Consider the following 21,841-nt stretch of genomic DNA (forward strand, 5'->3'; position numbering starts at 1 on the left):
AATAAAAAAAGAGAGGGCTTGGTCAACAAGCATTCTCTTTTTTTTGGAAATTAAGCCGTTAATAAATGCCTCACATACAGTACCCAAAGCTACATTTATGGTTTATGTACACTAAGGCTTGTTAGCGCTCACCCTACCACTAGCCGCATCATCTGTGTACTGATATAACCACCAAAGGTGCCCACCGCATAGCCTAAAATACCCAAGAATACGCCAACGGGCGCCAGTGAGGGGTGAAATGCCGTGGCGACAATCGGTGCAGAAGACGCGCCGCCGGTATTGGCGTTAGAACCTACTGCTAAAAAGAAAAATGGTGCACGAATGATTCTAGCGACAATAAAGATAATCACCACGTGAATACTCATCCACAATAGACCAATGAGTAGCAAGCGCCACTGCGAGACAATACCGGCGAGATTGATTTGCATACCGATAGCAGCAATCAATACAAAGATAAATACCGTACCAATTTTGGAGGCACCAACATGATCAAGGCGACGAATTTTGGTAAAGGAAAATACTACCCCTATTAAGGTGATAATCACCACCATCCAAAAGAATGAGCTGGCAAAGCTGTATTGTACTGCCCAGCTATAGGGTGCAAAGAAGCCTGCTATCTGCCCGCCGATAAAGTGCGCCACTCCAACCATCGCAAAACACAAACCAAACATCACCATCAAATCATTTAAAGTCGCCGGACGGGCATGATCACGCTCGTAGCTCTCTACAGCGGCGATGACCTTATCAATACTACTGGTATCAGCCCGTAAAAACTTATCTATCTTAGCGCTGTGCTTGGCCATGACCAAAATAGCCAACAACCATAACGACGCATTGGTAGTATCGACCAAGATCATCATGCCAAACAAATCATCACTGACGCCAAACAATTCCTTCATCGCCGCTTGGTTTGCTGCACCGCCTATCCAACTACCCGCCACCGCCGAAAAGCCGCGCCATAGAGTATCGTCGGTAAACATCTCAGGTGACACCCATTTAGCAATGCCTAAGCTAATCGGGCCACTGATGACAATGGCGATACTGGCGGCAAAAAACATGGCAATGGCCTTCCAGCCAAGCCCCAATATCTTTGGCACATCCATTGATAGGGTCATCAATAGCAAACTTGCTGGCAACAAATAAGTGGCGGTAAAGCCATAAATCTGTGAGCCAATGCCGTCAGCAAAGATGCCAAGGCTGTTTAGGGTTGCTGGGATAAAGCAGCACAGTACAATACCCGGCAATACCGCATAAAAACGTCGCCAAAATTTACCCGGTAATCCTTGAGTATAGAACACCAATCCGATAACCGCCATAATGACGCCAAAGGCTACTGGTAAACTGTCTACCTTTAATTGAGCAATGGTTAAATGAGAAATGTCGAGCATCAAATGGCTCCGCAGCACACGATAAGTAAAGGCTTGTCAGTATAGACAAGGCAAAAAAGACCTGCAAGCAACGATTGACTACAGAGATAGCTTTTGTTTGTTTAAACTGCTCACCAATACTCATTGGCTATAGATAGAACCACCACGCACAAAAAAGCCAGATAACAAGTATCTGGCTTTTTTACGCTATTTTATCCGATCAAGTCAGTGGCTATTTTATTAATAACCTTTATTAATCATTAAATATAACGGTATTACGAGTTGTTGCTACGATTGCCACCGCTTGAACGACCTTGACCACGGCTATCAGCACGACCAGCTGGGCGACCTTGGCTGCCACTTGGACGACCACGACCCGTTGCAGCACGCTCACCGCGTGGAACGCCAGTGCTATCACCACGGCTAGGAGCACCAGTGCGCTTGCCTTGATACGGCTTGCCACCTGAACGCTCATTTGGCTTGCCAGATGAATCACGTGGCTTACCTTGATAACCGCTGTCATTGCTAGCGCGTTGACCAGTTGGTGCGCTGTCGCTTGAACGACCACGAGCATTAGCAGGATTGCCTTGATAGCCACCGCCTGCGCGACCACGGCCTTGACCGTTACCGCCGCCACTTGAGCGTCCGCGACCACGGCCACGACCATTACCTTTGTTTTCGCTAGGTACATAAGTCTTCTTAGGCTCCATACCTTCGATGATCGATACTTCCATTTTGCGATCTAAATAACGGTTGATCGCGTTTAGCTGTGGACGATCATCCATGCTACATAGGCTGATGGCAATACCCGTACGACCGGCACGGCCACAACGACCGATACGATGCACGTAGTCTTCTGTTTGACGTGGTAAGTCGTAGTTAATGACGTGCGATAGTGCTGGCACGTCAAGACCACGAGCGGCAACATCCGTTGCTACTAGAATTTTGACTTTGCCGTTACGCAAGTCTTGAACGATACGGTTACGCTTGCTCTGTGGCAAATCGCCATGTAAGAAGCTGGCTTTATGGCCTTGCTCTTGTAAAGATTTGGCTAATTTTTCAGTACTACGTTTGGTCGCAGCAAAGATGATGACTTGTTCCATCTCTTTATCGCAAACAATTTTGTCAAGCAAACGGTTTTTATGATCAAAATCATCACAGTAGTATACTTTTTCTTCGATATGCGCTGATTCAACTTTGATTGATACACGCTCAGGGTTTTTAGTGAAGCTGGCAGCGATTTTACCTACTGGGCCATCCCAAGTCGCTGAACACATAATCGTCTGACGATCAGTCGGTGCGGCGCGTAGAATGTCGCTGATATCATCAGCAAAACCCATGTCAAGCATACGGTCAGCTTCGTCAAGTACCAAGACTTCTAGGCTTGATAAGTCAACGCGACCGGCATTGATATGGTCGAGTAAACGACCAGGGGTTGCAACGATAACTTGAACGCCTTTTTTCAAAGCAGTAATCTGACCATTGTAAGGAGCGCCACCTACTAATGGTACGCAGAATAGACCACGCATATCTTTAGAATAAGTACGTACGCTATCATGTACTTGCTGAGCAAGTTCACGCGTTGGCGTTAGGATAAGGGCTTTGGTTAATTTATCAAAGCTAGTCGCACGGCTTAAACGGTCAAGTACAGGGATAACGAAAGCGGCTGTTTTACCACTACCAGTTTGCGCTGACAATAATAAGTCACGACCTGCTAGGGCAAAAGGAATGGCTTGTGCTTGAATAGGGGTTGGGTTGGTATAACCACTGCGATCAAGTGCGGTCAAAATCGGCTTGGCAATACCCAGATCAGTAAAAGTGACTTGATTTTCGTCAGAAGCGTCAGCGTCAGTAGAAGCTGCTTCATTAGTAGTCGTGTTTTGAGTGGTGTCTTCGATAATGCCATTTTCAGCGGCGATTGCAGATAAGATGTCAGTCATGAGAATCCTTGGTAAGTATAAGTTGCTGTAAATTCAGCAAGCTTGATGCATACCACTGATAACCGTTCACCACGCAGCTTTTATTAAATCACTATCAAACCATATAAAATAGCTGATAATCAGAAGCCAAGCCAATAAAGCTTCACTTCTTTAATAAATGCGTTCGTGCTGTCTGACGTATTTTGGTGGTAGTGCCGAGTGTCTCATCCTTGTTTGCTAAAAACGCATTATCGATGCTTTGTCCAAAGCAGATAAAGGCAAGTAACAACCAATCTATCCCATACATGGGTTAGTAGATAAGATATGAGTCAAAAATAACTGATATTTATAAAATGTTATTTAAGTACACAAAATCATCGGCAACAATTACTTATGGTCATCCTAGACCCAAAATCGCAGGCGATGTTATCAATCTCATAATTCACGCTAGTCAATGCTAACGTGGCGACGCAGTATAGCACAGTAAAAACATTATCTGTATCTATTTTTATATTTACTATCAAAATAAGCGCTATCTTCTTAATAATGCAGTGTTTAATAAAGCATTAATATACATAAGCTGCTAGCGTGACATTTTGACTTCTGTTACGTAAGTTGGCATTTGCCATGCCCCGCCCGCTTCCACCATGCGACATAGCCCAGTGGTGCTTTCATGGCTTTTTTCAAAAGCTTTACCGGTCCATACCCAGTCAGTTTTAGATAAGCAGTCGCCAATTCCGCGACCTTTCTGTACGGAAGTAATTTTACCTTTGTCGTAGTCAGTCGCACTAGTGGTGACCAAGGTCGGCTTATAAGGCTTCGTGTCATTGAGTACCCAGATGCCCATGCCAGCGTTATAAGCCCCTGTCCAGCACTCGTGTTGCGCCAACAACTGCGTACTGTTTAGACGGCTGACGCGCCATGAGTTTTTGTCAGACAGGCTTGGGCAGTCGCTATCCGCGTCTCGCATGGTGCTTTTCATCATCGCTGACAACTGCGAGGATCTCATGACAAACTTTTTATTGCTGCTGGGCGCAGCATTAGGGTTTGGTGCGACAAAACGCAGTGACGGTGCAGCCTTAGGCGGTAAGACCGTACTGTTTGGCTTCTTAGCATCATTACTACGGACAAAAGCACTCGATGTGCCTACACGACCTTGGGCTTCATCGGCCTTGAGCATAACCGAACTGGCGCCTTTATCAGACAACTGCCAGCGTGAGTTGCGTAGTACCAGCTCAATCTTGCTCGATTTAGTCAAAGCCTCCAATAGGGCGCTCACCTGCGCTGAGGTCAGCTCAGCATTGCCCGCTGCAGCGGAGAAAGGTTTGGTTTCACCCAGATCCTTGCCGTCGATAAACAAGGAGATGCGATGGCGATTGCCTAGTTGCATCAGAGCTTTGGCAGAACTTTCTTTAGCCCCGCCAAACTTGACCTGACCATCTACGCTGGCATTGGCCCCTGCACGACGTATCAGCAAGACAGAGACGGGTAATTCACTATTGTTTTCTGCTTGGTATCCTGCCAGCCGGCAAGTACGGGTATTATCACAAGCAACCTGCCAGTCTTGACTGGTAAATTCAACGGCCGCCGCATGGCTCATAGCGCTCAACGACGTGATAGTAAGTGCGGCAAGTATGGGTAACAAAATTTTATTTTTAGACATCAATGTGGTTATCTTTATTGTTTTTTTAACTTTAGTTTTAGAGTGAGTCATATTTTTTACGTTACAATTTTTATGAGTATGGGTATAGCGGTAGGCATCATGGTCAGTCGACACTAATGGCGCGCTTAGAACGTTATTATTCTTCATAGTCGTTACTCATTAATAGAAGAATTGTAAACACCTGCCCTTCAAGACGGTGGCCTGTTATCTTAACGTATCAATGTTTCTATCTGTTGTACTAATGTACCATTGTGTAAACAGAGAAGTATAGTATTAATTCAACTATCGATATATAAAGATAGCACTATCAATATGTTAAAAAATAACAAGGCTGATAAGCAACTTGCCTATCAGCCTTGTATTACAGCGTCATTGTTTTTATTTTTCTAATATCATTCTTTTTTTTCTAACAACGAACCATGAGGGACAATCACTTAATTGATTGGTTTTAGCGCTAGATCGACTGCTCGTTTTACTGCAGGACGTTTAGCAATGGTCTGTGCCCAACGCTGCACGTTTTTATAATTATCAACTTGTAAGAACTCAGCGGCTTCATACAGCTTGCCAAGTACCAGCTGTCCATACCATGCCCAGATGATCATGTCGGCAATATTATAGTCTGCTTCGTCATTGCCACACATGTAGACGTTGTCTTTTAGATGTTTATCGAGTACGTCAAGTTGGCGCTTGGTTTCCATGGCATAGCGATTGATGGGGTATTCCATTGGTTCTGGCGCATAAGCATAGAAATGACCAAAGCCGCCACCTAAGAAAGGTGCACTACCCATCTGCCACATCAACCAAGACAGGCAGTCTGCTCTGGCCTTACCAGAAGATACGGGAACAAACTGACCGAACTTTTCTGCTAAGTATAATAAAATGGCACCGGACTCAAAAAGCGCAATAGGCTCGCCATCATTGTTTTTGGCAGCATGGTCAACCAATGCAGGTATCTTTGAGTTTGGATTTATCGCCACGAAGCCTGAGCCAAATTGATCGCCTTCCGAGATGTCAATTTTATAGGCGTCATATTCAGCACCTTTAACATTCAGCTCAGCCAGCTCTTCTAATAGGATGTTTACCTTGACACCGTTTGGGGTATTCAGTGAGTACAGCTGTAACGGTGCATCGCCTACTGGTAGGGCTTTATCATGGCGCGCGCCAGCTGTTGGACGGTTGATACTAGAGAATTTGCCACCATTCTCCTTGTCTTGGGTCCAGATTTTAGGCGGTGTATAAGTGCTTTTATCTGTATTATGGTTGGCAGTTGCTTGATTATTATCGTTACTCATAAAACATCCTATTTATTATTGTGTGCAAAAAATTGTATGCAAAAATACGGTTCTACGAAACATAGTCAATGAAAGATACTAGTGATATAAAGCTGGCAGGTAAAATAGCTACCAATATTTGACTGAAAGAGCCTGATAACGTATTTGGTTCATGTATCTGATTGATGTAAAACCGACTATATACGTGTTCTACTATAACGGCTCTATGCCGACTTATTAAAGTCCTGTCGTGTAATTAATGTAGTGATTTTTAGGATAAAAAATCCTTTGGTTACTTTGCTCATCTTTAACTGCGCTAGCGTTGTTTCTATACTACGCGCAATTTAATGGTTTTTAGAGATGAGCGGCTCATAAACGTAATTCTTGAATACCCATAACCTTAAGATAAAGTGATGTCAGTATGGTAACGCTAACTCCTACCCAGAATAAATACCTGCCCTATGTGCTAGCGGTGGCGCTGTTTATGCAGATTTTAGACGCCACTATCTTGAATACCTCACTACCGCAAATGGCACAAGCGCTGGGTGAGTCGCCACTTAAGATGCAGTGGGCCGTTATTAGCTACGCTTTAACCTTGGCTATCTTTATTCCTATCAGTGGATTTTTGGCCGATAAATATGGTACGCGGCGGGTGTTTTTATACGCTATCGTTATATTCTGCGTGGGCTCTATACTGTGTGCTGCATCGCCTACCCTAGATTTTTTGATTGGTTCGCGCATTATTCAGGGTATCGGTGGCGCGATGATGACGCCGGTTGCCCGTTTGATACTGGTCAAGTCGTATCCCCGCAATAAGCTATTGACCGTCATGAATTTTGCAGTGATTCCCGCATTGGTGGCGCCGTTAGTAGGACCCGTACTCGGTGGTTATATCGTGCAATATGCCAGCTGGCAGTGGATATTTTTGATCAATGTACCCATGGGTGTTTTTGGTTTTATCATGGGCAAAAAACTGGTACCTGCTTTATTTGAAGATACCAAGCATTTAGATTGGACGGGTTTTTTATTGTTTGCGGCAGCAGCTTGCGGCTATACCCTCGCTGTTGAATTCGGCTCACAAACAGGTCGCGGGACTTATGGCTTGGTGTTAGCGTTCTTGTCGACGGCGTTGATAGGCGCCTATGTCTGGCATGCCAAACGCCGTCATGCGCCGCTCTTTCCATTGAGCCTATTTGATATTCGCACCTTTAAGATTGGGATTACGGGTAACTTATTTACGCGCTTGGGTATCAGTGCCGTACCGTTCCTATTACCACTATTACTACAAGTGGTGTTTGAATACTCACCGTCGCGTGCAGGTTGGCTACTGGCGCCTATCGCGGTTGGGGCGATTGGCATCAAGCCTTGGGTCAGTCGAATTATCCAGCGTTATAGCTACCGCACAGTACTGGTCTACAATACATTTTTTATGGGCACACTCATCATTATGTTGGCGCAGTTTAATAATGCCTCACAGTGGCTTTGGTTCATCCCTATTTTGACCGTGATGGGTGCTTGCAACTCTATGCAGTTTAGCGCGATGAACACCATTACCATCGGTGATTTAGAAGGTGTGCAAACCAGTAGCGGTAACAGTTTGATGGCCGTTAATCAGCAGCTAGCGATTAGCTTTGGTATTGCCTTTGGCGCTGCGCTACTCAACCTACTACGTGAGCGGTTTGAGCTTGATACCTTGGCTGCCTTTCAGACGACGTATTGGATACTGGGTATTTTAACCATTCTCTCAGGATTGTATTTTTTACGTCTCAAACCTGAAGATGGTCGCGGTCTGTATTAGGTCGTGCCCTAAATTCAAAAACTGAAGACACTTGATGTCATAAGACACACTCATAAGTGCTAAACAAAAAAAAGCCAGTAGAGGTTTGAACGATATCAAACCTCTACTGGCTTTTTGATTGATGAGTGACTGTTGATGAGTGACTAAGGTGCTTTGTCATCATCCATTTGCGATTGGATATAATTCTCTACACCAACGTCTTTTATCAAGTCTTCTTGAGTCTCTAGCCAGTCTTGATACTCTTCATTGCCATCTTTCAGTTTTACCACTAGCTGACGAGATACATAATCACGGTGAGTCTCGCACAGGGCAATGGTATCGGTCAGGATGTCGAACTTCTGCTTTTCTAAGCGTAGATTACAGTCAATCATTTCAGGCACATCTTCAGCGATAAACATTTTGCCATAATCTTGCAAATTCGGTAGGCCGCCTAGCAACAAAATCCGTGCAATCAGATCATCAGACCACTTCATTTCCGCTATAGACTGTTTGTAGAAGCTCTCATTCAGCGCTTCAAGCCCCCAATGACGTGCGATACGCGCATGCAAAAAATACTGGTTAATAGCGATTAATGACTGGCCAAGCACTTTATTGAGTGCACGAGTAACGTCTTTATCCCCTTTCATAATTTCTCTCCCTTTATCATTACCTAATAAGTTAAATGTCGTCTATAGCTATCAATAGCCATCAAGCCAGATGAGGGGATACCTCAGCCATTTGACTTTGTAGGTAATTTGGCAGACCAATCATATCGATAAGACGCAGCTGCTGCTCAAGCCAATGCGCATGATCTTCTTCCGTGTCTTTGAGCTGCTCGACCAACATCTCGCGCGTGACGTAATCATGCTCTTCTTCGCACAGCGCAATACCGTCTTTTAAATGCTGCTGTACTTGATACTCTAAATCAAGGTCAAGCTGTAGCATTTCAGGAACGGTGCTGCCGATATTGATACCGTCAACCTGCATTTTTGGCGTACCGCTTAACATTAGAATACGACGAATGATAGCCTGTGCATGCAAGGTCTCATCTTGCATTTCGTGGTTGATACGGTCGTATAATTTACCGTAATGCCATTCAGCATACATCTCAGAGTGAATAAAGTACTGGTCACGAGCCGCAAGCTCACCACCTAACAGAAAGTTTAAATAATCAATGACTTTTGGGCTACCTATCATCACATGCACTCCTATATTCGTCTGGCAGATTACATTCATAATAATGCATATATTAACAGTATTATCAGTAAACTGCTCAGTAAAGTTAAAAACAACAAAAATTCTTCCAAAGCAAGACATATATAGTAGCATATAGGCGCTATATGGCTTGTAACGTTATGAACTAAGAATAAGATGCTAATTGAGAATCATAATTAGCCAGCTTTTTTTTGCAGCGGCTAAAGAGGTATGTGAGTAATACAGAGAGAGTTCGGCGCGATATATACGAATGGCAATGACCCTACCCTTTATAACTGTTCGCTAACTTTTTTAGCTGAGTTAGAAAAGGTAAGCCTGATAACATAAGCCTGGGTATTTGCAATGAAAGGCAGGTACTTGTGATGCACAAGCCTAAAAGGCACTTCTCTAATAGCCGTTAGACGGCGTAAGCTAAGACATCCAGCTTGGCATGGTGTTCATCAAGGTAATCATTGACCATCGGCTCACAGCAACCACAGCACGTCGCAACATCAAGGGTATCTTTTAGACCGTCAAGGGTATCGATACCGGCAGCAATGGCGGCTTTGATTTGCTTTTCTTTTACGTCGTTACAGATACATACGTACATGTGCTGGCTCCTACGATGGTTACTATATGTCTTGCTGATGCACTTAAAGGATTAAAGAAAAGCTTTTTGAATGGATAAGTTACTTAACATTCAATACTTTATCTTGTTAGTCGTTATAATAACGATAATTATTACCATTTGCAATAGCATTGGCCTATCTGTTTATCATTAATGCACCACTAGAGAGTTTGGTTATGAATTCATGTAACTGAATATAGATAAACGTGTAACCGATTATACTTAACGGTACTAAAATGACGACGAAGTGTAATTTTGCTCATTTTTTAATCTATTTAATAAGCAACTGCTGTTATATTGAACCCCTATTAACCAAGCTCTATTGGAATTATCCTATGTCTGATAATAATTTTACGATACAACCTATCGAATTGTTTAAGGTTTTATCTGATCCGACGCGCTTAAAAATCTTCCAAATCTTATTCAAAAAAGAAGCACGCTGTGTGGGCGAATTGGTAGAAATATTGGATCAACCACAGCCAACCATCTCGCGCCATTTGAACCATTTAAAAAAACTGGGCATCTTAAGCTGTGCTCGCGATGGTACGTGGATGTGGTATGAAGTAGCCGATGATCTGCCTGACTGGTGTCAAGATATCTTGGATATCACCTATGAGCAAACCTCACTCAAAGACTTGAACCTAAATATGTCAAAACTTGCTTAGAGGCTACTCATTCAGTTAATAGTTGCTGAGTTTACTATTAACTGGACTATTACTTAGTCATTGCCCTGCCCTCTACGTTGAAGCCCATACATAATTTAAGCCATAAAAAAAGACCTACATCAGTAGGTCTTTTTTATATGCAAACGATAGTAATTGCACACCATGCTTATTCTAAAAACAGCTATAGTCTTTTGAAAATAGCCCTGTGAAAATAAGACTTAAAACAGGTGGATTATGACCCTTCTATACTAAGTCTAAGAAATCACTGACAAAGGCGTTAGCTGGATGATGTATCAACTCTTCTGAAGTACCTACTTGCTCAACATGGCCATGATTCATCACCACAATCTCATCAGACACAGCGCGGGCTTCTTCTTGATCATGGGTGACCATGATACTGGTGATACCCAGCTCATGATGAATGTCTTTTAGCCAAGTACGCAACTCCTTACGTACCTTGGCATCAAGCGCACCAAATGGCTCATCCAATAGCAACAGCTTTGGTTTTACTGCTAAGGCACGTGCCAGCGCAATACGCTGACGCTGACCGCCAGATAATTGATGCGGATAAGCATTAGCGATTTGTGGCAGCTGTACTAATTCTAGAAGCTCTGCCACTCGCTTATTGATATCCGCTTTGCTTGGTCGCTCATTCTTGGGCAATAACGTTAAGCCAAAGGCGATATTATCGGCGATGTTTTTGTGGCGAAATAGCGCATAGTGCTGAAACATAAAGCCGATATGGCGTTTTTGCACAGGCGTATGGGTAACGTCCAACTCATCAAACAATATCTGCCCCGAGTCCGAATACTCAAGCCCAGCGATGATGCGTAACAAGGTTGTTTTACCGCAGCCAGAAGGCCCTAATAACGTTGTCAATTTACCTGTAGGTACGGTGATATTGATATTGTCTAAGGCAGTAAAATTGCCAAACTTTTTATTAACGTTCCTAATCTCGATGCTCATAATAGTGTCTCTTATTATATCTTTTGTCTTATCGTAGCAGATGATTTCGATTATTGTTTTACTAGTCGCTGTTTTATCAATCACTACTTTAGCCGCTTATACGCTGTCATCTGCGCGCTTTGCTACGGTGGCATTGGCACTCACTGGTAGCTCAGGCGCGCTCGCTAGCCGTTCAGATTTGGCAAACTTGCGCTCTTGTACCTTAGTCATGACTTGTTGTATCAATAGCGTCACTAACGCCAGTGCGGCAAGTAAGCTTGATAAAGCAAAAGCGGCGGTAAAGTTATAATCATTGTAAGCAATCTCAACCAAGAGCGGCATGGTATTGGTCTCACCACGTATATGACCTGAGACCACGCTCACGGCACCGAATTCACCCATTGCCCGAGCGTTGGTCAAAATCAAACCATAGAGCAATGCCCATTTGATATTGGGCAAGGTCACATGCCAAAAAGTCTGCCAACCGGTGGCACCCAAAGTAAGCGCGGCCTGCTCCTCACTATCACCTTGAGTCTGCATCAGCGGTATCAGCTCACGTGCGACAAAGGGAAAGGTCACAAATAACGTGGCTAACACAATACCCGGAACGGCATAAATAACTTGAAAGCCCATGCTCTCAAGCCAGCCACCAACGGTAGAGTTAAGACCGAATAACAAGACAAACATCAAACCGGCGACCACTGGTGACACCGAAAATGGCAAATCAAGCAAGGTCGTGACCAGCTGCTTACCTTTGAATTGATAACGCGTCACGAGCCATGCAATTGCGATACCCATCACCATGTTAATTGGCAACACGATAGCGGCGGTAATTAATGTGAGCTTAATCGCTTGCAGCGCTTCTGGATCGACCAGCGAGGCAATATACAACTGCCAGCCACCTTTAAAGGCTTCATAGAACACCGCAAATAATGGTACTACTAGCATGATAACCATGAATAAGACAGCGATGCCAATAAAGGTGCGCCGTATCCATGGGGTATCTTTGGTTGCTGGGTTACTTTGATAGTCGTAGCTATTGGATATCTGCATCTTAGCGAGCTCCTACACGGCGCGACAGTTTCCACTGTACAATGTTGATGGTCAATAAAATCACAAATGAAATCATCAGCATAAATAACGCCACGGCAGAAGCACCTTGGATATCGAACTGCTCAAGCTTACTAATAATAATGAGTGGTAAAATTTCAGACTGCATCGGAATATTACCCGCGATAAAAATCACCGAACCATACTCGCCAGTCGCACGGGCAAACATCATGCCCGCGCCCATTAATAATGCTGGTAACAGCTCTGGCAAAATCACCTTACGAAACGTGGTTAAACGATTTGCACCCAGTACCGCGGCCGCCTCCTCAAACTCAATCGATAGCTCAGCCAATACGGGCTGCACGGCACGAACAATAAATGGAAAGCTGACCACCACTAAAGCGAGCCAAATACCGATAGGCGTAAAAGCCACCTGAATGTCGAACTTATCAAACCATTTACCAATCAGGCCATTCGGCGCATAAAGAGTGGCCAGAGAAATCCCAGTGACAGCGGTTGGTAGTGCAAAAGGCAAATCAACCAAGGCATTGATTAAGGACTTACCCCAAAATTCATAACGCACCAGTACCCAGGCGACCAGCGTCCCAAACACCATATTGGTGAGCATGGCTAAAAACGACATCCACAAGCTTAATTTAATAGCAGCAGTCACTTGCGGCTGGGTAATGGTTTCCCAAAAGCCCGTCCAGCCCATTTGGGTTGTAGTATAGGCCATCATAGCAAACGGTAGTACCACTAATAACGACAAGCTAAAGACGGTAATGCCCATGCTCAGACCAAACCCTGGCAGCACATTGCGCTGACGCAAACGGTTCAGCCAGCCTTTTTTTGGCAAAGGTTTGCTGCTCGAAGATGGTGTTGCACTCATAGTGATGTCCTATTGCCTATCTGATGGTACTTATCGTAAAGACCACGTTTTATCAAATGTATTATTAGTCCGCTTACGGTATAAAGGACATAGCGCGGGTGCCATGTCCTTTATATGATTGGACGTTACTTTAGAACTGCTAAGCGGGTAACGACAGTACGTTTAAAAGCAAGCGTATTGGTTACTGCGGGGCATTAATCGCTAACTGATCGAATACACCACCATCGCCAAAGTAAGTACTCATGATCTCATCCCACGTACCAAAGGCATCGTTCGGGCGAAAGGTTTCAACCGGTGGTAATTTGTCACCGTTTTTATCAAGGACGCTTTTTACGCTAGGACGTAAGTAAAGGTCAGCGGCCAATTGCTGAGCAGGCTCGCTCCATAAGTAATCAAGATAAGCTTTTGCCGCGTCAGTGGTGCCTTTTTTATCAGTCACAGCTTTGACGATCGCAACAGGGCTTTCTGATTTGATAGAGTATTTAGGATAAACGATGTCAACTTGACCCGCACCAAAATCAGTGGCCGCAAGATTGGCTTCGTTTTCAAAGGTAACTAAGACATCACCAATACCGCGCTGAACGAAGGTCGTCGTCGCTGCACGCCCGCCATTCTCATAGACTTTGACGTTTTTTAGCATGTCTTTTACGTATTTTTTCGCTGGTGCTTCTTCGTTATTAAAGGCGTGTAAGCCATAACCATAAGCCCCTAAAAATGCATAGCGACCATTACCGGTAACTTTCGGATTGGCCATTACAATCTCAAGGCCATCTTTGGTCAAGTCTTCCCAATCATTGATACCTTTTGGGTTGTCTTTACGCACCAAAAATACGATAGTACTGGTAAAGGGCACAGCGTTATCTGGGAATTTGCTTTCCCAATCTGACTCAACCAAGCCTTTTTTCTCAAGCAGCTCGATATCTGAGCCTTGATTCATGGTCGCGACATCCGCTTGCAGACCATTAGCAACCGACAGGGCTTGCTTACTTGAGCCACCATGTGACTGCTTGATTAGGATATTACTGTTTGGGTTCTCCGCTTTATAATGTTCAACGAACAGCGGGTTGTAGTCTTTATAAAAGTCGCGTGCCACATCATAAGAGACGTTTAACAGCTCGATATTTTGACCTTCTGCAGCTGGCGTGCCATCAGCATTGGCCGTCGTATCGGTCTGCTCGCTGTTGCTACAGCCCGCGAGTCCAAGTGTCAGTGCCACGCCAGCAATGCTTAGAGCACTTAGCGCTTTGTTTTTTTGTTGATAACGAGCTGCGTCAGTCATAAATACCTCAGAGATGTCTGTTTGTTATGTTGTGCAAGTATGCTAACAGCGCCATCTTATTATGTTTAATGATGAATATGTGTATGTTATTGCCAAAATGGAATAACCAAGTCATATAAATAAATTTATCAATAACTTATAAGTGGTTGTCTCTTGAGGCATACCACTTTTTATGACGTCTGCCTGCTGTCGAGTGCTGGCTAGCTGTAACGATCTAATCGAATGCGGTATTACAGTTAGCCATTACTCTACCCGTGCCAACTGATCAAAACGCCCACCATCGACAAAGAATGTCTCCATAATCTGAGCCCAAGAACCGAAAACTTCGACTGGCTCAAAGGTGTCAATATCAGGCAATGTGTCTTTGTGCGCGGTCAGCACCTGCTCATTACTAGGACGCATATACATTTGTGCCATCAGCTCTTGTGCTGGCGTGTCCCATAAACCCTTAAGATAGGTATTAGCTGCCTCAGTTTTACCGCTTTTTTCGGTGACCGCGGTCACCACGGCAACAGGGTTTTTAATCACAATCGAGTAGCTCGGATAGACGATGTCGACTTTTCCTTTCGCAAACTGCTTCGCGGCCAGATGTGCTTCGTTTTCGGTAGTGACGAGCACATCGCCAAGGCCGCGCTGGGTAAAGCTGGTCGTCGCTGCCCGTGCACCATTGTCATAAGTGACAACGTTCGCCAGTAGCTTTTGGATAAAATCATTGGTTTTGGTTGGGTTCTGCGGGCTTTCGTTAAACTGATGTAGCCCATAACCATAAGCGCCCAAAAAGGCATAACGCGCCGTACCACTGGTCTTTGGATTCGGGATGACCACATCGATACCATTACGTGCCAAATCAGACCAGTCTTGAATGTTTTTTGGATTGCCGTTCCGTACCAGTAGCACCATAGTGCTGGTATAAGGCACGGCATTATTAGGTAGTGCTTGCTGCCAGTCGGCTGCGACTAAGCCTTTTTCGACCAGCAAATTCATATCGCTTTGTTGGTTTAAGGTCACCACATCAGCTTGCAAACCACTGGCAACCGACAAGGCTTGCTTGCTTGAGCCGCCATGCGACTGATTGATATTTATTTTACTGTCTGGATGCGTTGCCTGATAATCCGCACTGAATAAAGCATTGTAGTCTTTATAAAAATCGCGTGACACATCGTAAGAGACGTTAAGCAGGCTGATGTCTTTTTGCGCACTTGCGGACTTATCTGTGTCGTCTTGTGTGGCTTGCGTAGGGCTACAGCCTGCCATTAGCATTAACGCTGTCAACGCGCCGCCTATGATAAGGGTGCGAGGTTGCGCACTTTGAGACAGTGAAACGCCAGCGCTAGTGCTGATGCGCGCTGAGACTTTATTGATAGTACTATTGGTTTGCATAAATGCTCTCTGTATTTTTAAATTGCGTATTTTTTAGTTTCGATGCGACCGTTTTTATTAAAATACTTATGACGGTCTCAACTGCCATTGCTCGATGAGCTTGGCTCTCTGAACTGAATTTTTAACGTAGCTTATTGGCCAATTTATTAACTGGCTTCTGTGGATAATGAGAGACATGCTAGCAGCTTGTTTTATGAACGCTTAGTGACAAATCAGCTTATCGAGTGCTGAACTTGGCATAAGCAAGCAGTTGTATTTGTTTCATGACTAATCGAGCAGTTAATCTAAGAAATAAATGAGAACAGCTTTAACCTCTAGGGGGTTAAGAGCGTTATGCTACCGACTGTGGCATACTATACGTAGCCAACCAATCGCCTCGATCGGTCAGTACTTATGCTCCGTACTTATGCTCCGTACTTATAGTCAGCATCTGTCATCAGCCATACCTATCATTCACTTAATACCAAGGTGCCGCCCTATGATTCAATACCAACGCCGCTCAGTATTTTCTACTGTCTTAATTTGTGCCAGCACCGTTCTTATTAGCGTTACTGGCTGTAGTTATAGCGATCTCAACCAGATGGATAACACCGTGAAGAGTAAGGCTACAGCTATTGTGCAGACACCTGCGGTACAGAAAATCGTTGGTGACTATGCTTCAAACGGCTATGCGACGCGCAAGCAAGGCAGTGATTGGGTGGGCGTCATAGTGAGAGCTGATGGAGCGGCAGATATTGCCATAAAGGTGCGTGCCCGCAGCGATGTCAAAAAACCAACGTGTCAGTTTGACGCTAAGGCGACGTTGCTAGGTCAAGACGATGCACATGGTATTATTTTTCAGACCAAGATAAACAACAGCAATGACAGCATGGCGTTCTTCCAATTTAAAGAGGATACGCTGACCATTGATAGCCAAGATAAATATGCATTAAACTATTTTTGCTCAGGTGGCGGGACGCTAGCCGGAAACTATGAGAAACTTGAGGGGAATTTAGAGCTGAATTAGAATTCGATGAGGCGATAACATAAGGTAATACGTAGCTTTAAATAATCTAGCTTTAGAGCATAAAAAAGGTGTCAGATTTATCGTCTGACACCTTTTTTCATTTTTCATTTTTTAGTACTAGCTTTATTTGCTAATAAGACAAATGTTAATTATACGGCTGATGCGCCAGTAAGTTTGATCTCTGCACGCTCTTCACGAGCGATACCAGCGTAGTAATCACGCAAAATCTGCAAAACTTCTGGACGGCTAAAGTTGTCTGGCACATCCTCATCTTCTGATAAGGCTTTACGTAGCTTAGTACCTGATACCTTAACGTGTTCACTTGCATCATGCGGGCAAGTCTTGTCTGATGCCATCGCATTACAAGCATTACACCAAAAGGTCCAGCCAATTTTTAACGGCTGAGTGATAAGGTCGTCTTTACCAACATATTCAAAGATAGTCTGCGCATCAAAGGCACCGTAATAATCGCCGACACCAGCGTGGTCACGACCAACAATCAGATGGCTACAACCGTAGTTTTGACGGAATACTGCATGCAGTAGCGCCTCACGCGGACCGGCATAACGCATGTCTAGCGGATAGCCTGCTTGGATCACGGTATCAGCTCTGAAATAATTATCAATCAAGGTCTTAATGGCTTCTTGGCGTACCTCAGCTGGGATATCTCCTGGTTTTAATGCGCCGAGTAGCGAATGAATCAGTACGCCATCACAAATCTCGATCGCAATCTTGGCCAGATATTCGTGTGAGCGGTGCATAGGGTTACGCGTTTGGAAGGCGGCGACTGTTTTCCAGCCTTTGGCATCCAATATCTCGCGCGTCTCAGCTGGCGTTTTATAAATCTCTGGGTATAAGGCGGGGAACTCGCCTTCGCTTAGTACTTCGACGCGACCTGCGATGTTGACTTCGCCTTGGTTCAGGACTTGCTGCACGCCCGGATGTTCAGGATCAGTTGTGGTAAAGACTTGCTGGCACTCATGGTCTTTGTCGATATCATAAGTTTCTTCGACAGTAATGATGCCCATCACTTCCCCATCATCCGCGACCAAAGCCACTTTATCACCTTGGCTCAAAGTATCGGTCAGTGCTCTTGGAGCAGATAAAGTAATGGGGATTGGCCAAAACAAGCCAGCATTCTCACCACTTTGCAGACGCATGTTGTCAACAACGCCTTGCCAATCGGCTTGATTCATAAAGCCATTTAGCGGGGTGAAGCCACCAATACCAAGCATAATCAAATCACCACGCTCACGTGAGCTTAGCGTGATAGTCGGCAAAGTGCTGGCAAGTTCTAGAGCCTCTTCGCGTGCTTTACCTTTTAATAATAGTGGCTTTAGGGTGTCGCTACCATGAGGGGGTACTAGTTTTGAGGCTGCTTGATTGGGGACTGAAGATGTCATATTAATTTAAAACCTTAATGATGAGTGAGAAAGCTGAGTAAATGGGTTATAAATAGAATACGCATAGGCTACCGAATTTTCGTTATGAAAATTTATGCTGACTTTGGATATGGATATGACTTATAGGAATTTATGTTTTAACGCTATAGCTTATATGATGTGACGCTAAGCTAAACTAAACTGTCACTGAGCAGTTTTTAAGCTATCATATACGTCTATCATTATTGAGATTACGTCATGTACCAATATAATTATGCTGACCAAACCTTGGTAGAAGAACGAGTCGCCCAATTTCGCGACCAAACCGAACGGTTTTTGGCAGGCGAGCTGCCAGAAGAGCAATTTTTGCCGCTGCGTTTGCAGAACGGTCTTTATATCCAGCGTTATGCGCCGATGTTGCGTATTGCGGTTCCATATGGCTTGCTGGCAACCTATCAATTGCGTAAGCTCGCCGAGATTACCCGCAAATATGACAGAGGTTACGGACACTTTACCACTCGTACCAATATGCAGCTGAACTGGCCAAAACTTGAAGAAGTGCCAGATATTTTGGCGGAGCTGGCATCGGTACAGATGCATGCCATTCAGACTTCGGGCAACTGTATTCGTAATACCACCACTGACCCTTACGCCGGTATTCATAAAGAAGAGATTGCTGATCCACGTCCTTATTGTGAGATTATTCGCCAGTGGTCAACCTTTCATCCTGAGTTTGCATTTTTACCGCGCAAATTTAAGATTGCCGTCATTGGTACCGCCAATGATCGGGCAGCGACGCAGGTGCATGATATCGGACTGCATTTAAAAGCCAATGAAGAAGGCGAGCTTGGATTTGAGGTGATTGTTGGTGGCGGGCTTGGACGTACGCCAGTGATTGGCAAAACCATTAATAAATTTTTACCACGCCATCATTTACTCAGCTATTTAGATGCGATTTTGCGCGTCTATAATCTGCATGGTCGCCGCGATAATAAATTCAAAGCGCGTATCAAAATATTAGTCGAGAGCATGGGCGGTCCTGCCTTTGCTAAACTGGTCGACGCTGAATGGGAAGCACACACCAAAGATGGCTCATTAACTCTAACCGATGCCAGCTTTGACAAAGCCAGTAGTTATTTTACCGAACCTGATTATCTAAGCTTTGATGCGCTCCAAGTACAGTCGGACTTGCAGCAGCAATTAAACGCTGATAAAGACTTTGCCAATTGGTATAACCAAAATACGGTCGCCCATAAAATCGCAGGTTATCGCGCCGTGGTGATTTCGTTAAAAGCAGGGTTGGTCAATGGTAAGTACGTGCCTTCAGGTGATATCAGTGAGTCGCAAATGGACGCCCTCGCCGACCTCGCTGATGAACATAGCTTTGGTGAATTGCGTGGTACTTATCAGCAAAATCTGGTTTTCGCTGATGTACAAACCAACCGCTTATACGAGCTATGGCAACAGTTGGTTGCGCTACATTTGGCCCGTCCAAATATCAATACCCTCACCGATATGATCGTCTGCCCAGGCTGGGACTTTTGCTCGCTCGCCAATGCCACAACCCACAATATCGCTGAACAAATCGAAAAGCAATTTGATGATCTCGACTATCTTTATGATTTGGGTGAAATCCGCCTCAATATGTCTGGCTGTATGAATGCCTGTGCGCATCATCATACCGGCGATATCGGTATCCTTGGTGTCGATAAAAAAGGCGAATACTGGTATCAAATCAGCCTCGGCGGAAACTCTAGTAACGACGCCAAAATCGGCAAGATATTGGGTAAAGCGGTGCCATCTGATGATGTCGCGACGACGATACAAAAGATAGTAGACGTCTATCTAGAGCAACGCGTGGCTAATGAGAATGAGGTAGAAGGCTTTGGTGAGCTGATCAATCGTATTGGCCTTGCACCCTTTAAGGAGAAGGTCTATGGGTAATCATCATCTTTTCAATAGCGAGGCTGTGGACATCAGTCAAAACGATACTTGGCATGTACTGACGACTAACGATCTACCAGATGGTATCGCACTGACCCACATATCATTGCTCGAAATTTTACAAAAGCAAGAAAAGCTCGATGTGCTCTTACCGCTTAGCGATTTATTGGATACTAAGGGCAATATTGCTGGCGGTCTATTGCAAGAGGTGTATGAATTACTCGCTCAACATGCCAGCAATCTTGGTGTCTGGGTGACATCGAATAGCGATACGGAAGTGCTAACTCGCATACCAGAGTTTTTATTGCAGCAAGATTTAATTGTGATTAATGTGCCAGTGTTCACCGATGGACGCGGCTTTAGCTTTGCCCAGACCCTACGCCAGATCGGTTACCAAGGCGAGATTCGTATGGCTGGCAAGTTTGGGCGTGACCAAATTGCCTACCTACTACGTGCGGGCGCGGACAGTTTTATGATAAGCGAGCATGACCTACAGTCCATCTCCGACATCAGCCAAGCATTTAACGCGCTGGCTAGCAGTTATGACGGTCGCAACGCCGCCGACTTACCGATGTTTGCGGACGCCTAATTTGTATTATTTCAATTTAAATTATGACAGCAACGACCTATTTTTGTAGGCTGGGTTTTTAACCCAGCATTTTACTTTTATAAATTTTCACAGCTGGGTTAAAAACCCAGCCTACGATTACTATTAAATACTTAATTTTTTTATCATCTTTAACTTTATGCATTTAAATTATTAACCACCATTAAGGAACATATTATGAGTCAATTACACCCAGATCTAGACCTTGATCAAGCCAACCAAGCGCTACAAGGAAAATCACCAGAGCAAATCGTTGAATGGGCACTCAGTCAGGCTAAAAACCCTATCATTACCACCAACTTCCGCCCTTACGAGTCGGCTATCTTGCATTTAGTTGCCAAGCAACGTCCTGATATCACCGTATTATGGGTAGATTCTGGTTATAACACGGACGCCACTTATCGTTTTGCTAATAAAGTGATCAAAGACTTAGATCTTAATGTCGTTACCTATATCCCTAAGCAAACGGCGGCGCATCGTGATGCCACGATGAATGGTATCCCAGGGATTGATAACCCACAGCATGATGAATTTACAGAACAAGTGAAACTTGAGCCATTCCGCCGTGCACTAGATGAGCTAAAGCCTGACGTTTGGTTCAACGCCATTCGTAAAGATCAAACCGAATTCCGCCAAGGTCTTGATGTACTTAGCCTATCAAAAGATGGCGTACTAAAAGTAGCCCCATTATTTGAGAAAACAGATGCAGATCTAGATGTGTATCTTGATGAGCATACCTTACCTAACGAGCATGACTACTTTGATCCAACGAAAGTAGAAGAAAGCCGTGAGTGTGGTTTGCATACTCAGCTGTAATTTTCAGTAGATTTATAACCAAAACACCTCTTAAATATAAGAGGTGTTTTTTTATTTTC

At 44.4% G+C, this 21,841-nt stretch carries 19 protein-coding genes; 6 read left to right on the forward strand and 13 right to left on the reverse strand.

Annotated features, from left to right (window positions below; all coding sequences use genetic code 11):
* Positions 1-128: 128 nt before the first annotated feature.
* From AAEY80_RS05400 to yghU, 4 genes are all read right to left on the reverse strand, one after another.
* Positions 129-1,388: a DUF819 family protein gene (locus AAEY80_RS05400; RefSeq protein WP_025652027.1), complete on the reverse strand. Its 1,260-nt coding sequence runs from the start codon at positions 1,386-1,388 to the stop codon at positions 129-131.
* Between the two features lie 254 nt (positions 1,389-1,642).
* Positions 1,643-3,307 carry a DEAD/DEAH box helicase CsdA gene (gene csdA, locus AAEY80_RS05405; RefSeq protein WP_201566881.1) on the reverse strand — a complete coding sequence of 555 codons (1,665 nt, stop codon included), beginning with the start codon at positions 3,305-3,307 and terminating at the stop codon, positions 1,643-1,645.
* Between the two features lie 562 nt (positions 3,308-3,869).
* Complete coding sequence (locus tag AAEY80_RS05410) at positions 3,870-4,949, reverse strand: DUF1176 domain-containing protein (RefSeq protein ID WP_227502354.1); 1,080 nt, start codon at positions 4,947-4,949, stop codon at positions 3,870-3,872.
* A 434-nt stretch (positions 4,950-5,383) separates the two neighbouring features.
* On the reverse strand, positions 5,384-6,241 hold the full coding sequence (gene yghU, locus AAEY80_RS05415; RefSeq protein ID WP_025652030.1) for a glutathione-dependent disulfide-bond oxidoreductase: 858 nt from the start codon (positions 6,239-6,241) through the stop codon (positions 5,384-5,386).
* 400 nt (positions 6,242-6,641) lie between these two features.
* On the opposite strand from yghU, the gene AAEY80_RS05420 reads away from it, so the two are divergent.
* A complete protein-coding gene (locus tag AAEY80_RS05420) occupies positions 6,642-8,018 on the forward strand; it encodes a DHA2 family efflux MFS transporter permease subunit (protein ID WP_025652031.1) in 1,377 nt (458 codons plus the stop codon).
* Between the two features lie 143 nt (positions 8,019-8,161).
* On the opposite strand, the gene bfr (AAEY80_RS05425) is transcribed toward AAEY80_RS05420, so the two are convergent.
* The 3 genes from bfr (AAEY80_RS05425) to AAEY80_RS05435 form a co-directional block, all read right to left on the reverse strand.
* Entirely contained in the window at positions 8,162-8,644 is a 483-nt protein-coding gene (bfr, locus tag AAEY80_RS05425) for a bacterioferritin (RefSeq protein ID WP_025652032.1), read from the reverse strand.
* Positions 8,645-8,705: 61 nt separating this feature from the next.
* Positions 8,706-9,194, reverse strand: coding sequence for a bacterioferritin (gene bfr / locus AAEY80_RS05430; RefSeq protein ID WP_025652033.1), 489 nt, complete (start codon positions 9,192-9,194; stop codon positions 8,706-8,708).
* 415 nt (positions 9,195-9,609) lie between these two features.
* Positions 9,610-9,801 carry a (2Fe-2S)-binding protein gene (locus AAEY80_RS05435; protein WP_025652034.1) on the reverse strand — a complete coding sequence of 64 codons (192 nt, stop codon included), beginning with the start codon at positions 9,799-9,801 and terminating at the stop codon, positions 9,610-9,612.
* A 353-nt stretch (positions 9,802-10,154) separates the two neighbouring features.
* Between AAEY80_RS05435 and AAEY80_RS05440 the strand changes: the two genes are divergently transcribed.
* Complete coding sequence (locus tag AAEY80_RS05440; RefSeq protein ID WP_025652035.1) at positions 10,155-10,484, forward strand: ArsR/SmtB family transcription factor; 330 nt, start codon at positions 10,155-10,157, stop codon at positions 10,482-10,484.
* Positions 10,485-10,727: 243 nt separating this feature from the next.
* On the opposite strand, the gene AAEY80_RS05445 is transcribed toward AAEY80_RS05440, so the two are convergent.
* The 5 genes from AAEY80_RS05445 to AAEY80_RS05465 all read right to left on the reverse strand — a co-directional run bounded on the left by AAEY80_RS05445 (position 10,728) and on the right by AAEY80_RS05465 (position 16,027).
* On the reverse strand, positions 10,728-11,450 hold the full coding sequence (locus AAEY80_RS05445; RefSeq protein ID WP_025652036.1) for a sulfate/molybdate ABC transporter ATP-binding protein: 723 nt from the start codon (positions 11,448-11,450) through the stop codon (positions 10,728-10,730).
* A 96-nt stretch (positions 11,451-11,546) separates the two neighbouring features.
* A complete protein-coding gene (gene cysW, locus AAEY80_RS05450; RefSeq protein ID WP_025652037.1) occupies positions 11,547-12,482 on the reverse strand; it encodes a sulfate ABC transporter permease subunit CysW in 936 nt (311 codons plus the stop codon).
* A 1-nt stretch (position 12,483) separates the two neighbouring features.
* Complete coding sequence (gene cysT, locus AAEY80_RS05455) at positions 12,484-13,368, reverse strand: sulfate ABC transporter permease subunit CysT (RefSeq protein WP_201616501.1); 885 nt, start codon at positions 13,366-13,368, stop codon at positions 12,484-12,486.
* 181 nt (positions 13,369-13,549) lie between these two features.
* Positions 13,550-14,647: a sulfate ABC transporter substrate-binding protein gene (locus AAEY80_RS05460; protein WP_101211574.1), complete on the reverse strand. Its 1,098-nt coding sequence runs from the start codon at positions 14,645-14,647 to the stop codon at positions 13,550-13,552.
* 243 nt (positions 14,648-14,890) lie between these two features.
* Positions 14,891-16,027 (reverse strand): sulfate ABC transporter substrate-binding protein, encoded by a 1,137-nt coding sequence (locus AAEY80_RS05465; protein WP_025652040.1) that lies wholly within the window; start codon positions 16,025-16,027, stop codon positions 14,891-14,893.
* Positions 16,028-16,505: 478 nt separating this feature from the next.
* Here AAEY80_RS05465 and AAEY80_RS05470 point away from each other — a divergent pair, with 478 nt between their 5' ends.
* Positions 16,506-17,033, forward strand: coding sequence for a hypothetical protein (locus tag AAEY80_RS05470; protein ID WP_025652041.1), 528 nt, complete (start codon positions 16,506-16,508; stop codon positions 17,031-17,033).
* A gap of 149 nt (positions 17,034-17,182) precedes the next feature.
* On the opposite strand, the gene sat is transcribed toward AAEY80_RS05470, so the two are convergent.
* Positions 17,183-18,436: a sulfate adenylyltransferase gene (gene sat / locus AAEY80_RS05475; protein ID WP_025652042.1), complete on the reverse strand. Its 1,254-nt coding sequence runs from the start codon at positions 18,434-18,436 to the stop codon at positions 17,183-17,185.
* A 237-nt stretch (positions 18,437-18,673) separates the two neighbouring features.
* Here sat and AAEY80_RS05480 point away from each other — a divergent pair, with 237 nt between their 5' ends.
* From AAEY80_RS05480 to AAEY80_RS05490, 3 genes are all read left to right on the forward strand, one after another.
* Positions 18,674-20,359 (forward strand): nitrite/sulfite reductase, encoded by a 1,686-nt coding sequence (locus AAEY80_RS05480; RefSeq protein WP_025652043.1) that lies wholly within the window; start codon positions 18,674-18,676, stop codon positions 20,357-20,359.
* Positions 20,352-20,948, forward strand: coding sequence for a DUF934 domain-containing protein (locus AAEY80_RS05485; protein WP_025652044.1), 597 nt, complete (start codon positions 20,352-20,354; stop codon positions 20,946-20,948). Before AAEY80_RS05480 ends, AAEY80_RS05485 begins: the two co-directional genes overlap by 8 nt.
* 195 nt (positions 20,949-21,143) lie before the next feature.
* Complete coding sequence (locus tag AAEY80_RS05490; RefSeq protein ID WP_101211570.1) at positions 21,144-21,782, forward strand: phosphoadenosine phosphosulfate reductase domain-containing protein; 639 nt, start codon at positions 21,144-21,146, stop codon at positions 21,780-21,782.
* Positions 21,783-21,841: the final 59 nt, after the last annotated feature.

Origin of the sequence: Psychrobacter sp. 78a-MNA-CIBAN-0178 (genome assembly GCF_040309625.1) — a bacterium.
In the GTDB taxonomy this organism is placed as follows: domain Bacteria; phylum Pseudomonadota; class Gammaproteobacteria; order Pseudomonadales; family Moraxellaceae; genus Psychrobacter; species Psychrobacter okhotskensis.